This window comes from Enterococcus sp. AZ015 (assembly GCF_050499225.1).
Classification (GTDB): domain Bacteria; phylum Bacillota; class Bacilli; order Lactobacillales; family Enterococcaceae; genus Enterococcus_D; species Enterococcus_D entomosocium.
On record NZ_JBMHEX010000001.1, the window covers coordinates 2,546,870 to 2,562,536 of the forward strand.

The 15,667-nt window shown below is 46.2% G+C and carries 12 protein-coding genes; 2 read left to right on the plus strand and 10 right to left on the minus strand.

Annotated elements, in window-relative coordinates:
• Window positions 1–9: 9 nt before the first annotated feature.
• Window positions 10–1,260 carry an MFS transporter gene (locus IGK85_RS11815; protein ID WP_005225368.1) on the minus strand — a complete coding sequence of 417 codons (1,251 nt, stop codon included), beginning with the start codon at window positions 1,258–1,260 and terminating at the stop codon, window positions 10–12.
• A 151-nt stretch (window positions 1,261–1,411) separates the two neighbouring features.
• The gene (locus tag IGK85_RS11820; RefSeq protein ID WP_008379221.1) at window positions 1,412–2,626 is read right to left on the minus strand and encodes a pyridoxal-phosphate-dependent aminotransferase family protein; all 1,215 of its coding nucleotides are present in this window, start codon (window positions 2,624–2,626) and stop codon (window positions 1,412–1,414) included.
• 130 nt (window positions 2,627–2,756) lie between these two features.
• On the opposite strand from IGK85_RS11820, the gene IGK85_RS11825 reads away from it, so the two are divergent.
• Entirely contained in the window at window positions 2,757–4,388 is a 1,632-nt protein-coding gene (locus IGK85_RS11825; protein ID WP_016613699.1) for a PucR family transcriptional regulator, read from the plus strand.
• A 30-nt stretch (window positions 4,389–4,418) separates the two neighbouring features.
• Here IGK85_RS11825 and arcC read toward each other — a convergent pair whose 3' ends face one another.
• Genes arcC through allC form a run of 7 tightly spaced genes read right to left on the minus strand, consistent with a single transcriptional unit; the run spans window position 4,419 to window position 12,386 of the window.
• Window positions 4,419–5,354 carry a carbamate kinase gene (arcC, locus tag IGK85_RS11830; RefSeq protein ID WP_008379225.1) on the minus strand — a complete coding sequence of 312 codons (936 nt, stop codon included), beginning with the start codon at window positions 5,352–5,354 and terminating at the stop codon, window positions 4,419–4,421.
• Entirely contained in the window at window positions 5,327–6,190 is an 864-nt protein-coding gene (locus tag IGK85_RS11835) for a DUF2877 domain-containing protein (RefSeq protein WP_008379227.1), read from the minus strand. Before IGK85_RS11835 ends, arcC begins: the two co-directional genes overlap by 28 nt.
• 37 nt (window positions 6,191–6,227) lie before the next feature.
• Complete coding sequence (locus IGK85_RS11840; protein WP_005234461.1) at window positions 6,228–7,490, minus strand: DUF1116 domain-containing protein; 1,263 nt, start codon at window positions 7,488–7,490, stop codon at window positions 6,228–6,230.
• Window positions 7,491–7,502: 12 nt separating this feature from the next.
• Window positions 7,503–9,257 (minus strand): acyl-CoA synthetase FdrA, encoded by a 1,755-nt coding sequence (gene fdrA / locus IGK85_RS11845; protein ID WP_008379230.1) that lies wholly within the window; start codon window positions 9,255–9,257, stop codon window positions 7,503–7,505.
• Window positions 9,258–9,265: 8 nt separating this feature from the next.
• Window positions 9,266–10,342 carry an ureidoglycolate dehydrogenase gene (gene allD / locus IGK85_RS11850; protein WP_005234452.1) on the minus strand — a complete coding sequence of 359 codons (1,077 nt, stop codon included), beginning with the start codon at window positions 10,340–10,342 and terminating at the stop codon, window positions 9,266–9,268.
• A 13-nt stretch (window positions 10,343–10,355) separates the two neighbouring features.
• Entirely contained in the window at window positions 10,356–11,141 is a 786-nt protein-coding gene (allE, locus tag IGK85_RS11855) for a (S)-ureidoglycine aminohydrolase (RefSeq protein ID WP_429972253.1), read from the minus strand.
• 15 nt (window positions 11,142–11,156) lie between these two features.
• The gene (allC, locus tag IGK85_RS11860) at window positions 11,157–12,386 is read right to left on the minus strand and encodes an allantoate deiminase (RefSeq protein WP_008379235.1); all 1,230 of its coding nucleotides are present in this window, start codon (window positions 12,384–12,386) and stop codon (window positions 11,157–11,159) included.
• Between the two features lie 169 nt (window positions 12,387–12,555).
• Between allC and IGK85_RS11865 the strand changes: the two genes are divergently transcribed.
• Window positions 12,556–13,428 carry an alpha/beta hydrolase gene (locus IGK85_RS11865; protein WP_008379237.1) on the plus strand — a complete coding sequence of 291 codons (873 nt, stop codon included), beginning with the start codon at window positions 12,556–12,558 and terminating at the stop codon, window positions 13,426–13,428.
• Window positions 13,429–13,514: 86 nt separating this feature from the next.
• On the opposite strand, the gene tkt is transcribed toward IGK85_RS11865, so the two are convergent.
• Window positions 13,515–15,518 carry a transketolase gene (gene tkt / locus IGK85_RS11870; protein ID WP_429968741.1) on the minus strand — a complete coding sequence of 668 codons (2,004 nt, stop codon included), beginning with the start codon at window positions 15,516–15,518 and terminating at the stop codon, window positions 13,515–13,517.
• Window positions 15,519–15,667 lie beyond the last annotated feature (149 nt).

Genomic DNA, 15,667 nt, shown 5'->3' on the forward strand with positions numbered 1-15,667 from the left:
CTCACTTTTCTACTTTGCTGTTTTCTTAGAGTTTACAGTCAAGAATAAGAATGTACCACCGATCAACAAAATAATTGCGATATAAAAGCCCATTACTTTTGACCCTGTTGCATCCGAGATCGATCCGGTCAATGTTGGTGCGATAACGGAAGACATCATGCCGAAAAAGTTGAAGACCCCTAATGTCGTACCGACCCCAACTTTTGGTGCATTTTCCCCTAGCCAAGAAATGATGATTGGTTCAACCGCTAGTTTTCCAAGGAACCCGTACAAGATCAACGCGATCATTAAGAAGGTCGAATTTGTTGCTTGCACCGTTACTAATAACATCAACGCCGCTAATACTTCTAAAATAACGATAAAGGTAACTTTTTTATGCATGTATTTGTCTGCCAAGCGGCTAAAGAACAAGGCCCCAGGAATCGAAGCAAATGCCACCAATGAAGAAGAGAATCCGATTGCGACTCCTTGGAAGCCTCGTTCTGTTCCTAAGAAGTTTGGTAGCCAAGTAACCGTCATATAGTAGGCATAACACGTCGCAAAATATAACACATACGTAAAGAGCATCCGCAGGGAGAACAAGGTCGAAAGGGAAACTTTTTCTTTCGGCTGATCCGTTGTTTCTTCTTCAGCTGCTGCTTGACTCTCCAAGAAAGCTACGTCTTCTTTGTTGCTGCGGATCACCAATGCGAAAGCGATCGTCATACAAACGATCAAGAAAGCGGATAAATACATCATTGTTTGCCAAGGCATGTTCATCTGAATAACGATAAAGCTTGATAAGATCATCCCAAACCCTGAACCAACGGCAGAACCACTATTGACGATCGCTGTTGAGAAGCTCTTCTTTTCTTTCGGAATGTTCTGTGAGGTCAAAGAATACGCGGAACCATAAAATGATCCACAGCCGATCCCTGCTAAAAAGCTACCGGTATAGATCATGGAGATTGAAGAGGCTTGTGAAATCAGTAAAGCTGCCAGTGCAAATACCACAAATCCCGGAAGCAGAACTGTTTTCTTCCCAATCTTATCCACTAAAAAGCCGGCAGGGATCTGCATGATCACATAGCCGAAAAAGTAAAAGCTGGCAATCGATCCTAATGCTGTATCAGAAATATTGCCGCCAAGTGACTCATTGATTTGCGGATAGACCGGTGATAACGCAGCGCGATAAATCCAGATAGTGACCCAGCCTGAACACATTAAGATAATAATTTGTTTCCAGTAGGCAAGCCCACCACGTTCTTTATTGATTTCCATTTTTTTCCCTCCATCAGTTACACAAGTAAAGTTTGTGAAGCACGTCAACGAAAGCGCTTTAAGATAGTCTTAGTGTACGTTTTTTTGCCGACGATTGCATTTGTCATTTTTCACAAAGCGCTTTCAGTCGTTGTGCATTTGTGCTAAAATTTTAAGTCGTTTTTTGGTAGTAATTTAACGCAGCGATGAGTGCTTTGCCGGCAGAAATTGGTGCTTGCTGGTACAATAGTGCCCCTTCTAACGCGGCTAGGACATGTAAAATATTTTCTTTGCGGCTGCTGTAGCCCATATTTCCAATCCGCCAGATTTTTCCTTCTAGATCACCAAATGAACTAGCGATCTCTACACCAAAGGAGTGAAGCATCTCTTCTCGGACAGCTTCGCCATCAACACCTTCTGGAATAAAGATGGGGGTAACTGTCGGCATTTTGGTTGCTTTTTCGCCATAAATCGAAAGCCCCATTGCCTCCAGTCCAGCGACCAACGCCCCTTCATTCGTCAAATGACGTTGATAGGCTGCATCGAGGCCTTCGTTTAGCAACATCCGTAATCCTTCATGAAGCGCATAGATCATACTCGTCGCTTCTGTGTGATGGTTGATTCGCTCTTTGTTCCAGTAGCGTTGCAATTGACTCAAATCCAAGTAATTACTCATAATGTGCCGCTTGTTTCGATCCGTTTTGCTCAAGCCTAATTCTTTTTGGTAACGGGCATTAAGGACGGCTTCGACTCGATCGTTGTAGGTCACTAATGAAAGACCAGACGGCACACTTAAACACTTCTGTGTACCGGCAATTGCCAAATCGACACACCAATCATCGACTGACAGGGCCACGCCACCATAAGTCGCCACCATGTCAACGACAAAGAAAATATCTTTTGCGCGACAATACTGCCCAATTTCTGCTAACGGCTGCATTTGCCCATTGGCAGTTTCCCCGTGGACCATCGCCACGATCTTGGGTTGAAATGCGTCGATTTCTTTGATGACCTCTGCGGGTGCAAAAGGAGCCGTCCATTCTTTTTCTACATATTTGACTTGCGCTTGAGCACGTTCACAGATTTCTCCCAGTAAGAAAGCAAAGCGCCCATAGGCGGGGATCAAGACTTTGTCCCCTGGTTCGATCAAAGCGATCAGCGCCGCTTCTAAACCAGCTCGGGAAGTCCCGTCAATGGCAAATGCCTCTTTGTTTTTGGTTCCAAACGGTTGTTTGATCATTTCTTTGACCTCATCCATGATCGCCAAAAAATTCGGATCAAACTGCCCCAAAATGCGATTGGTCATTGCTTGTAGAACAGCAGGATGGGCTTCTACAGGCCCAGGTGTCATGATCGTACGTTGTGCGATCGTTAACTCTTTATACATCTTTTTCCCTCATTTCTCTTTTTGATTTCACTGCCCAACGCCTTGTCAACGTTTCCAAGTTTGTTGTACAATAAAGCTAAAAAAGGACATGTTTTTGTTTGTTTTGTTCAATTCTAAAAGGAGTTTCTCTATGAAGTTAGTTGCTGAATTGCTTGCTACACCACGCTTTTCCAATTTGCGTTTGTTGACAGATCCCATTACCGCGGAAATTCCCGTCGACAGTATCGAAATCACTGAGACCCCCGATATCGCCCACTATATTCCTGAGCATACCTTTATCTTAAGCACGGCGATGGTTTATAAAGATAATCAAGGAGCACTGCTTGAACTGATCGATTCCCTCGTAGCCAAAAATGCCGCTGGATTAGGCATCAAGATCGGTCGCTTTTTGGATGTCATCGATCCTGAAGTCATCGCCTACGCCGATAGTTTAGGTTTCCCCATCGTAGAAGTACCTGCCACGATGCCGCTGGGCCGTTTGATGCACCAGCTTTTGAATTTACTATGGAACACCAAAACCGAGCAGCTGAGTTATGCCTTAGATATCCAAAAACGGTTCTCTGCTTCCTTGATGAAGGATGTCAGCATCGCTCGCTTTATCGCTGATTTTGGCCAAATGGTCAATACACCGATCATTTTGTTGAATCCTTTCAAACAAGTGATTGCCCATTCCAAGCATTTCACCCGCATGTCAAAACCCGCGGAGTACTACATCCATCAATTAGGACAAACGAAAGGGGTTTTTACTGGTGAAAAAAGCGGGGCGATCCCTATCAAAGATCTCCATGAAAAAACGTCACAAATTTCTTATTATGCCATTGAAACCTCCACTTATTTCCCCCATTATTTAGTCATTTTGAATCCTGAGGCGATTCCTTATCCTGTCTCGGATTTTGCGCTGGAACAAGCAGCATTGGTCTTGTCGTTTATGCTCTACAAAAACCAAAAAGTGCAAGAATCTTTTGAAGATTTAAAAAGTGACTTTTTAACACGGATGATCGAATACCAGCAATCTTCCAAACAGGAACAAAAAGATTGGTTAGATCTCGGAAAGACTTACGGGTTGGTCAAAGCCCGCCATTATCGTGTCATCTATGGTGCCTGTGAACCAACCAAAGAAACCAAAGACAAAGACAAATACCTAAAAGAAGAAAGTGACTTGGTCTATCAGTGGTTTAGTGAACAACTGCCTTATCGCATCAAAGATGTTTGTCTCTTTCGCTTAAAGGGCAGCAATCACTTTGCGATTTTCGTGCAGCATAAGTGTGATGCCTTAGAAGACCATTTGATTGAGACCGCCAATGCTTTGACCAATCGGTTGCCTTTTCGAATGGCCTTTGGTGTAGGGAGTGTCTGTGAAAGCATCAATGATTTAGCCAGCTCCTACATTGAAGCAAAGACTGCTTATGAAGAACGAAGAGGCCAACATGATTCTCCCATCGTCTCTTTCTACCATCAACGGGGAATGCGGAGTCTATTTGAAAAAATGAGCCCTGAAGATATCCATTATTTCTGCCGCACGATCCTCAAAGAATTGGCGTTTCCGCAAGAAGATGCCACCATCGAATTGCGCAAAACCTTACGGGCTTACTTGGATTATCAATGTGAGATCACCCGCACCGCCAAAGCCTTGTTCGTTCATCGCAATACGATCAAATACCGCATCGAACAGTGCCAAAAGCTACTAGGAAAAAACGTGCATGATCCTAGCATTAGCCTGGATCTGCGCTTAGCCCTTGAGCTGTCCGAAGAAGGCGACTAATAGGCGAATCAAGCAGTTGGATCGCTGGTGTTACCCAGCGATCCTTGTGCCTGCTTCACCTAACAATGCTAAGTCTGCTTCTTCCAATGAGCAGATGATTGCCGTCTTTCCTTGCTTGGCAAACGCAATCGCTGCTTCCATTTTCGGCCCCATACTGCCTTCTGCAAAATGCCCCGCATCAAAATATGCTTGCGCTTCACTTACGGATAACCCCGTTAATTTTTCTTGCTCCGGTGTTCCGTAATTGATATAAACGTTGCTGACGTCGGTCAGCATCATAAATACATCGGCATCCACTTGTTCTGCCAATTTTTTCCCAGTTCGGTCTTTATCGATGACTGCTTCGATCCCTTTCAAGCCTTCCGCTTGTTTTACGACTGGAATCCCACCGCCGCCACCAGCGATCACGATGGTATTTTGATTCAATAAATGAACCATTGATTCCACGCCGTGGATCGTCACAGGTTGTGGGGATGGCACGACGCGACGGTACCCACGTCCAGCATCTTCTTCCATAACCCAATGTTTTTCCTCAGCCATTGTTTTTGCTTCTTCTTCTGAGTAGAACAAGCCGATCGGCTTCGTTGGCTTTTCAAACGCGGGATCATCCGCTGCCACTTCCACTTGAGTCAATAAGGTCACGACATTGCTGGTCAGTTCTTCTTGATCGATTTTATTTTTGATGCTTTGCTCCATCAAATAACCGATAAAGCCTTGTGACTCTGCATTGCAGACATCCAGTGGAAAAGGCGGCACGACTTCTTTGGCTTCTTCATTTTGTCGTAAAATATTGCCGACTTGCGGCCCATTGCCATGCGTCACAACGATTTGATGGTCAAGTTTCTCGATTTTAGCGATCTGTTCTGCACTTAACTGGATATTTGCAAGCTGTGTCTCTACGGTCGCTGGTTGATTCGGTTTTAAAATTGCATTGCCCCCTAGAGCGATGACCACTCGTTTTGCCATATGAATTCCTCATTTCTATTGTTTTGAAATTGATTGATACTGCGAGCAAACCCTGCCAAAAAGTCAGCCCCCGAGGTATGACCGATCGCTAGTATCTCTTTGATTACTTGGTAAAAAGCCGCTGAATCGGTACACCTGGTCAAGGATAACGCCGATTGATTGAATGCGCCTGTCAACGCATGCAGAAGATAATGTTTACTGACGTCAGTCGTCAAATCATTGACTGTCAACAGCCTTCTTTGTAGATAAGCCACCAAGCGGGTATCTTCTTGCCCCATCACTCGGCGAGCCAGCAAATGACCAACTAGCATATCATCGCCTGTGGGGGTCAATCCGACACCCCGTCCGACTAAATAAGCGACTGCTTGCCGTTGTTCTTTAAATGAAGGCGTGCATAGCTGATCGATTGCGTCATAAAACGGATGATTGCTGCTGATGGTTTGTGAAACAGCTTCTTGAATCCCCGTCTTTTCCGTGACATGTTGGAGGGTTGACCAAAACAGTTCTCGATCAAATGGGGCTGTGCCAGCTGGGAAGGTGGTTGTAAACATGGCTGCCTTTTGAAAAGACAGACGATGATGCGGAAAATGGACCACCCGTTGCTGAACCAAAAGAGTGGTACCAGCAAGCAAGTCGGTCGCCAACGCTGCATAATCGTCGGCAGCTAAAATCATCCCTTTGGGCACGCGAGCCGCTTGTTTAGAGACACAGATCAGCTGATCCTGACGAGGATCTTGCAGATTGAAACTATGCTGAAACACACTGTGAACGAGCCAGGTGCCATTGATAAATGCGGGTTCAAATAAAGCTTGGTCGATCCATTTTGCCTGTATCATCGCTAGGTTGCTCCTTTTCACGTTTTCAGACCCTGAGTTATTCTTCAAATCCTAATTTTTTTGCATAAGCCAAGACAGCTTTTTCAAAGCAATCCATTGGTGGTGTCACTGTCCCGGCCCCAATTTGTCCCCGTCCAGCTTGTTTGTTGGCGATCCCTGTATTGATCACCGGTAAGATCCCTGTTTCCACGACTTTCCGAGCATCGATCCCTAAACAGATCCCTTTGAAGTCCCATGTAGGAACGGGAAAATTCGGATTGGTATCAATGGAGATCTCTAACATCTCATTGCTGGTTTTCAACGCATCGTGAAATCCGCCGGAACCAACGAAGCGTGTCACAGCTGGGGCAGCAATCATCGCCATTCCCCCAACACCAAAGGTTTCCGTAATGGCACTGTCGCCCATATCTGGAGAGGCATCTTCTTCACTGAATCCTGAGAAATACAACCCTTTTGGTGTATTGACAGGACCGGTAAACCACTCGTCCCCCATACCAGAAATACGGATACCGAATTCATGCCCGTTGCGACACATTGCTGTCACAACCGTTCCTTCTTCAATCGTCCGGGCGCCATCAAGCACCGCTTTTGAAGAAGCCATCATGATATTCAAAAAAAACTGATCCGTGTCTGCTAGAAACTGAATGACTTCTGGTTTTTCTTTTTCAAATCCTTCAAGGGTAACGATCGCTGGTGCTACTTCTTTTAAGAACGCCAACGAAGCAGCGATATTCCGTTGATGGAACTCATCCCCCATGGCGATTGCTTTTGCGACTAAGACATTGATGTTCAAGCCATCGGGTTTTGTTTGTAGTGCAGCACTTAAAACTGGTGCTAACGTATTTTTCATCCAATGCAAGCGATCAATGACTTCTTGAGAATAGGCGCCAAAACGTAAAACTGCCCCAATCCCTTCGTTCATCGTACAGTACGCTCGGTTGCCGTCTGTTTTGTTTTCCACCACGAGAACCGGCATATTGGCAGAGGTGATGCCCCCCATTGGGCCAACCGCTTGCACGTGGTGACAAGGAATCAGTTGAACTTCCCCAGATGCTAATAAATGACGTACCTCTTCTTCCGTTTCGCCCCAGCCTTCAAAAAGTCCCGCTCCAACACAAGCGCCTTGAATCGGATCGATCATCTGGTCGTAGCGGATCGGTGGTCCTGCGTGCAATAGGACTTTTCCTTCACCTAATTCTGGAATGACACTGACTGCTGGAACGACATCCAACAAAAAAGGCGAACCGGCAACGATCTTGGCAATAACGGCTTGGTTTGCTTCTTCAATAGTTTCGTACACGATAACTTCCTCCTACTCTGATAGTGACACTTGTGCTAAGAAACGTAAGGCTTTTTGTAACGTTACGTTCCCACCAGCAATTGGCTGCCAGTCGTATTGAACGACTTGACCGTGATGCGTCTGGATCGCTTCTGCAAAGCTACGCAACCCTACATTGATGAACGCGTCATTCGACAACAATTCGCGGCTCTTTTCAGATGGCTCTGGCAACCCATCGGCAGTTGTCACTGCTTTTGGCAACAGCTTACGACTAATTGGGGAAAAGGGATGGCCGAGCATTGCTAAAGCTTTTTTGACTGCTTGGGCATTGCTTTGACACAAAATCACGCCAGCTGCGGTTAAAATCTCTGCTTGCTCGTTGCTATCTTGGGGGTCTAAATCAGTTCCAACGATCGTAGCGATCACCGCTAACTCCCGACCAGCTGCTTGTGCTTCTTCCTTCAATGATTTGATGGTCGGTGCCAATTCACTCGCCATATCTTGATGAGAGCCGTACCCTAAAACGATATCTAACAAAATCACTGCCGTTTCAGGATCTTCCCCCGCTTGTTTCAACAGTTCGATCCGCTTTGTTGGGTCGATCATCGGATGGGGCTTGCCTTGAGTATAAATGTCATCACCTAAATCGATGATCTCATGGCCAGCTGCTTTTAAGATGTATCCTTCCTGATGGGTATCTTCTTGTTCCAGATTTAATCCTGCTTTAACAAGCATCGCTGCTTCGTACGCCAATGTTCCGCCAGAATAGTAAGCTTTGATTTTTTGTTGTTCAGGTCCAAAAGTGGCAGCTGCTGTTTCCTCTTTCACTGGCTCTAGTCCAATCTGTTCTTGACGTAGCAGCTGCACGGCTAATTGAGCCGCTTCTTCCAGCGTGTAGGCTCGGTAAAGATTTTCTTCGTGGTCCGTTGGCTCTTCCCCAAGAAAAATCGTGACTGCAGGTTTTGTTCCTCTTCTTAAAAGTGCCAACACTTCATCTCGGACACGTGGTGCAGGTGGTTTGGAGATCACCACGATCACCTCCGTATCAGGATCGTGTTCCAAGGCAAGAATGCTATCTTTCATGGTGATCCCACCGACGGCTTCTTTGAGATCTCGTCCACCGGTTCCGATGGCTTGTGTCACACCGGCACCCAATTTATGAATAATAGTGGTGACTTCTTGGATACCAGTACCCGAAGCGCCGACAACACCGATTTTCCCTTTACGGACGGCATTGGTGAAGGCTACTGGTATCCCGTTGAGAATCCCTGTGCCACAATCTGGTCCCATTAAAAGAAGTCCTTTTTCATGCGCCAGTTTCTTTAGCCGAACTTCCTCTTCCAATGAAACGTTATCACTGAAACAAAATACATGTTTGCCCGCTGCTAATGCGGTTTCAATTTCTGGTGCTGCCATAGTACCGGGAATCGATAAGACAGCGACCTTCGCATCTTTTCCAAGATCTAAGGCTTTTTCCCAAGTTTTGACGCTTTGGGTTTCCTCTCCTGCGCTATTGCTTTGGTCCGATAAGAAGGCATCGATTTCTGACAGGACTGTTTCGATGATTTCTTCCTCTTCGATGTCTAAAACGAGCACCATATCGTTGGATGTCGCATTGCTCATCTCCTCGGTATAAAGACCACCCGTCTTGAAAATGTCCTTATTGGCAGGTGTGCCCATCATGACCGAAGCGTTGTTGATCCCTTCGATCGTCAGTAGACGATTGGTCAAAAGCATTAAAACAATGGAATCTTGGTAATTGTTTTTTTGAATAATAGTGTGTAACATGGGTCTCCTCACTCTCCTGTTCCTGTCTGTGCAAAGGCATCTGACCCAGAATACTGGTCAAAATGAACCGTGTCGCTAATGAGATAGCGATAAATGTTCTTCTCGATGGGAATGCCTTCTGCCATATATTTTTCATAGGTTAGTTGATTGATCTCGCCTGGATAATAGACTTGCTGGAACTGTTCAGCAGCCGGTATGTCATGCAGTTCGGCAACCATCGTCTCCACCGACTCTTTAAATGTGTCTAAATCTGTAAAGCGTTGCGGATCGATCAGCAAAATAAATTGCCCTAAGTCGCGACCTTTCGTCAGATCGTTGTACATAGAGGAAACATGCTTGCCAAAAGGCAGCCCAAGGAGCATTCCTGATAAGATATCCACCATCATCATCAACCCAAAGCCTTTTGGCCCTGAGATCGGCAGTAAGCCGTGGACATGATGTGGATTCGTCGTTGGCTTGCCATGAGCATCCACGGCCCATGTCGCAGGAATCTCTTTATTTTTGGAGCGAGCGTCTAATATTTTGCCCCACGCTTGGACCGTCGTTGCCATGTCAAAGACCACCGGTGCCCCCTGTTTTCTTGGTGCGGCAAATGCGATTGGATTGGTACCAAAATAATTTTCTTTGCCGCCAAAAGGAACCACCATTGAATCTGATTGGCACATAGATAATGCAATCAAGTCAGCTTCTGCAGCTTTTTTGACATAATAGGATAGCGCCCCACTATGACTCGTTTTCCGTACACCAACCGCCGCGATCCCAGAACGTTTGGCCATCTCAATGGCATGCTTTGTCGCTTCTAATACAACGACCTGCCCTGCGCCATTTTGACCGTGAACGATCCCGCTGCTAGGCCCAGTCTCTTCAAACGTGATCTGTGGAGTGCGATTCATTCCACCTTTAGCGATCCGCTCTGCGTAATAGTCTACCCGTACAGCCCCATGAGAGTGGATCCCGCTGGCATCGGCAAAGACCAAATGCTCTGCAACGATGGCTGCGTGCGCTTCAGACAAACCAGCAGCCGCTAATTTTTTTTGGATCAATTGCTGTAACTCTTGTGACTGTACAATAACCGTCTCTTCCATTTTCTAAACTCCTTTAAATTTCCGGATCGCGGTTGCAATCTTTGGAATAAATATAGGTCAATGGTTCGTCACGACCAACACCATAGGCCGCTTGCTGTACATAGGCACTCATGAAAATGTAGTCGCCTTTTTCCACTGGGAACCACTCATTATCTAAGTTATACATCCCTTTACCTGACAGTAAGTACGCTCCATGTTCTTGGTAGTGGGTCTCAATGTATCCATGACTTGCCCCTGTTTCAAAGGAAAGGATATGGATATTCATGTCAAAGCCCAGCTCTTTGGGCAGGAAATCCCAAAGTAGGACGTCTGCCATCCCTTCGTATTGGATCGGTGTCAACTCTGAAAGATTCCCCACTACTTTGTAGGCTTGGTGATTTTCTAGCGGTTGGTAACGCTTCTTATACAAGAATACTTCTGTCGCTTCTTCTTGGAGATTTTTCATATACAGTTTTTCTCCAGCAGGCAGATAGATATAGCCTCCGTCCGTCAATGTATGGGTTTCTTTACCATCACTCACTTCCAGTTTGCCCGAGATGACATACAAGAAACTCTCGATCTCTGGACCGCCGAAGCCCAATTGGTTGGCGCCATCTTTTTTGAATGAAATGATGTAATCGACAAAAGACGCCCCTAATTTTGGTGTGCCGAGTATCGAACATTCACAGTTTTCGAATCCTGGAATGACATTATTCACTAGCCCATCATGCGGCAAGATCGCAAAATTATTTTTTCTAATGACTGCTCGTGATTGCAGCAATCCATCTAAATAGCCCGTATTATTATTTTTATATCCCATGTGTGTCCCTGCTTTCTATTCTTTGTATGCTAGCTCATAAAGGGAAGCTGCTAAAACTTCAACCCCAGCTACTAAATCTTCGATAGTCGTTGATTCGGCTGGGTTGTGGCTAATCCCATCAATACTTGGTACAAACAGCATCGCCGTTGGAAAATGTGGTGCAATGATTTGGGAATCATGACCCGCCCCACTATGCATCACTTTGTAGCGTTTGCCGGTTTGCTTCACCGCTTGTTCCACCGTGGCAACGATCGTATCGTCCATCGGCACAGGGCGTTCATCCATCCATAGATCCATCTCCACTGTCAGGTCATGCTCTTGGGCGATCGCTTGAATGATCTGTTCTGCTTCAGCAGTAAAGGCATCCAATAGTTGCCCATCGGTATGGCGACAATCCATCGTAAACAACACTTCACCAGGAACCACGTTGACCGTATTCGGTTTTGGCTCAACTTTACCGAATGTCACTACTAATGGATCCCCAAGCTCTAAGCCACGGTCAATCACTGCGGCACACATTTTGGCAAAACCATACACAGCATCTTGACGATAGCCCATCGGTGTGGTTCCTGCATGATTGGCTTGTCCTTTTAAGACAAAGGTGTAGCGCTTTTGACCAGCGATACTATTGACGACACCGATCTGCAAGTTTTCTTTTTCTAAAACACTGCCTTGTTCGATATGGATTTCCACGAAGGCTTTGATGTCTGATCGAACCGGTTCTTGTGGGTCGCGAAAGTCAAAGCCCTGGCGTTGCATCTCTGCCACGAAGCTGTTGCCTTCAAAATCTGCGATCGCTTCAACATCGGCTTTTTTGGCTTCTCCGACAAAGTTTTTGCTTCCCCAAAAAACGGTTGGAAAACGACTGCCTTCTTCTTCTGCCATTGAGATGACTTCCAAGGAGCGTAAAGGTTGTCCATAGGTCTCTTTTAAATACTTGATCGCTAAAGCAGCAGCAACGACCCCGTATTGTCCATCCAATGTGCCACCGTTGACGACGGTATCGATATGTGACCCTGAAAGAATCGTTTCTTCTGGATACTGGCTGCCTTCCATTCTGCCGAAGAGATTGCCGACTGCATCATAGGACGTCGTTAAGCCAGTTTCTTTTAATTGTTTTTCTACAAATGATTGCGCTTCTTTCCATGAATCGGTATAAAGCAGTCTAGTCATTCCTCCAGTTGGATCATTCCCAATCTGAGATAATGCATCGATCATTGCCGCTACTTCTTTTTTCAACTCCATTGTTCTGCCTCCTTTAATTTATACGGTTATTGTAAGCGTGTTACTGAAGGACATCATTGTTCACTTTCGACAAAACCGTTTCTATTTTTAGTCATAACGCTGTTTTTTAAACCGCTTCCTTCTCCTATACTCTTCCTTATACTATCGAAGAAGAGAAAGGAAGAAAACAATGGTTTATCCTAAAAATGCCTTTGCGCAAACAGAAAAAATCCAATTTGACACCTACGGCACTTTGCCGTTAGAAGTGACGATCCTAAAAGCAGCGCAGCCTCGGATCAGCTTTTTGTATTTTCATGGTGGTGGCTTCCTCTATGGTCAGCGGGAAGACCTTCCGCAGGATTATGTCCACCAATTGCTGGCTGCCGGTGTTAGCCTTTATCTCTTTGATTATCCACTGGCTCCCGAAGTAGCGCTGAACGACATTTACCTTCATACAAAAAAGGCAGTGGAATGGTTTTTGACAGAGGGCTGGCACTTCAGCGGCGTTGGTGCAAATGAGTACATTCTATTCGGTCGCTCCGCCGGCGGTTTTTTAGCGACCTTACTGACCGCACGCACAAAGCATCCGGAGCAAAAAGGCTTGATCCGATTTTACGGATACCAAGAGTTGTTTTATAAAGAATTTTTGCAGCCGGCACGCTTTTACACGCAATTTCCGAAAGTCCCGCCACTCGACGCCGAAGCTATGATCGAAAGCCAACCAATCACCCACGGCACGTTAGAAAAACGATTCCCTTTGTACCTTTCCGCCCGTCAATATGGCAACTGGCAGCGTTATTTAGGCAATCGGGAACAGCTGGCAGCCTTGGCGATTCCTGCTGCCGCTTACAAAGACTTTCCTCCTTGCTTTGTCGTTCATTGCAAAAAAGATCCAGACGTTCCCTTCAGCGCCTCCGAAGCTTTCGCAGCACAAGTCCCCCGTGCCAAAACACTTTGGCTCGATTTAGATCAGCATGACTTTGATCGGACACCAAACACTGTCGCTGATGACTGCTATCGACAGATGATTTCATGGCTCCTTTTAATAATAGAGAAACAATGAGCGTAAACTTATCCGCGTTTCCTTAATAAATAAAAACAGGCGATCTTCAAAGGAGTATTCCCCTTTAAAGATCGCCTGTTTTTTGATTATAGTGAGTTGAAGTTATTCACGACATTCTCAACACTGAAGCCGAATTCCGCTAAGACTTTGTCACCAGGTGCGGATGCACCGAAGTGATCGATCGCGATCACTTTTCCATGACAGCCAGTGTAACGTTCCCAACCAAATGGGGAAGCCGCTTCGATCGCTACCCGTTTCTTCACTGCTTTCGGCAAGACGCTTTCTTTGTATTCTGAGCTTTGCGCTTCAAACAGATCAAAGCTTGGTAAGGAGACCACCGATACATCGATGCCTTCTTCTGCCAATTTAGCTTGTGCTTGAACCGCAAGATTCACTTCAGAACCTGTGGCGATCAAAATCCCCGCTGGTGTTTCACCGGCTTGTTTTGAAATCACGTAGCCGCCTTTTGCGACATTTTCATCCGCACCAGTTTGCGTGCCTTCGATCACTGGTAGGTTTTGTCGGCTTAAGACTAAGACCGTTGGTTTATCCGTTGTTGTCAGGGCCAGTTTCCAAGCAGCACGGGTTTCGTTGCCGTCTGCTGGACGAATCACTTGGACATTTGGCATGCAACGGACGCTGGCTAATTGCTCGATCGGCTCGTGGGTCGGTCCATCTTCCCCAACCGCCACGGAGTCATGTGTCAAGACATAGATCACAGGTGCATGCTGGATCGCAGACAAGCGCACCGCTGGACGCAAGTAATCAACGAAGACGAAGAAGGTTCCGCCATAGATTCGGGTACCGCCATGCAATTGGATCCCGTTCATGGCTGCCGCCATCGCAAATTCTCGGACACCAAACCAAATGTTGCGGCCTTCGTATTGGCCAGGTTCAAAGTCTTTTTCTGCTGCCACCATCGTGTTGTTGGAACCAGAAAGGTCAGCCGATCCGCCCCAGAGACTAGGGACGGCTTTGGACAACGCTTGGATCATCTCTTTGCTGGATACCCGGCTAGCTTGTGAGCTGCCAACTTCGTAGCTTGGTAATGCTGCAGCCCAATCTGCTGGCAATTCACCCGCAAAGGCTTGTTTGAATTGCGCCGCAAGTTCTGGGTAGGCTGCTTCATAGGCATGGAAAGTTTCGTTCCAAGCGGCTTCAGCTTTTTGTCCTTCATCGATCATGGTTTCTTTGAAGCGCGCGGCAACTTCGTCAGGTACGGTAAATTCTGGGTATTCCCAGCCATAAATCGCTTTGGCTGCTGAAATGCCTTCGGCACCGATCGGCGCACCATGAACGGCAGAGGTGCCTTGATTTGGCGCACCGTATCCGATCACAGTCTTGATTTCGATCAAGGTTGGTTTGTCGCTTTCAGCTTTTGCTTCGTCGATCGCTTTTGAGATTGCTTCTAAATCATTGCCGTCTTCAACGAGAATGTGTTGCCAGCCATACGCCTCAAAACGCGCACCGACATTTTCTGTAAAGGCTTTTGAGGTCGGACCATCTAGGGAAATGTCGTTTGAATCGTACAAGACGATCAGTTTGTCTAATTTCATGTGACCCGCCATGGATGCAGCTTCTTGCGAAACACCTTCCATCAAATCCCCATCGCCACATAAGGCATAGGTATAGTGATCGATGACTTGATACTTGTCGCGATTGTAGGTTGCAGCCAAGTGGGCTTCGGCCATTGCCATACCGACTGCCATGGCGATCCCTTGTCCTAAAGGTCCAGTGGTTGCTTCGACGCCGTCTGTGTGATCGACTTCTGGATGTCCTGGCGTGCGGCTATCCCATTGACGGAAGTTTTTTAGATCCTCAATGGTCACATCGTAGCCAGACACATGCAACAAGCTGTACAATAACGCCGAACCGTGCCCAGCAGACAAAACAAAACGGTCACGATCCACCCACTTGCGAGAAGTCGTTGGATTGACTTTCAAGTGTTTCGTCCACAAGGCATAGGCCATGGGTGCTGCCCCCATCGGTAATCCTGGATGTCCTGAATTGGCTTTTTGTACGGCTTCGATACTTAATGTACGAAGGGTGTTCACTCCTAATTGATCGATTTTATCAAATAGTTTTTTCAATTAAATTGCCTCCTTCACTTTCTTCAGCCAGCATGTTTCTATTCACTGCCTTTTCACAATAGAAAAGAACCGGACGTCCAAAGTTTACTGGCTAATAGGCAACGAATGCTCCTCTTTTTAACAGTCCTAACTTTGGTCGTCCGGTTCTT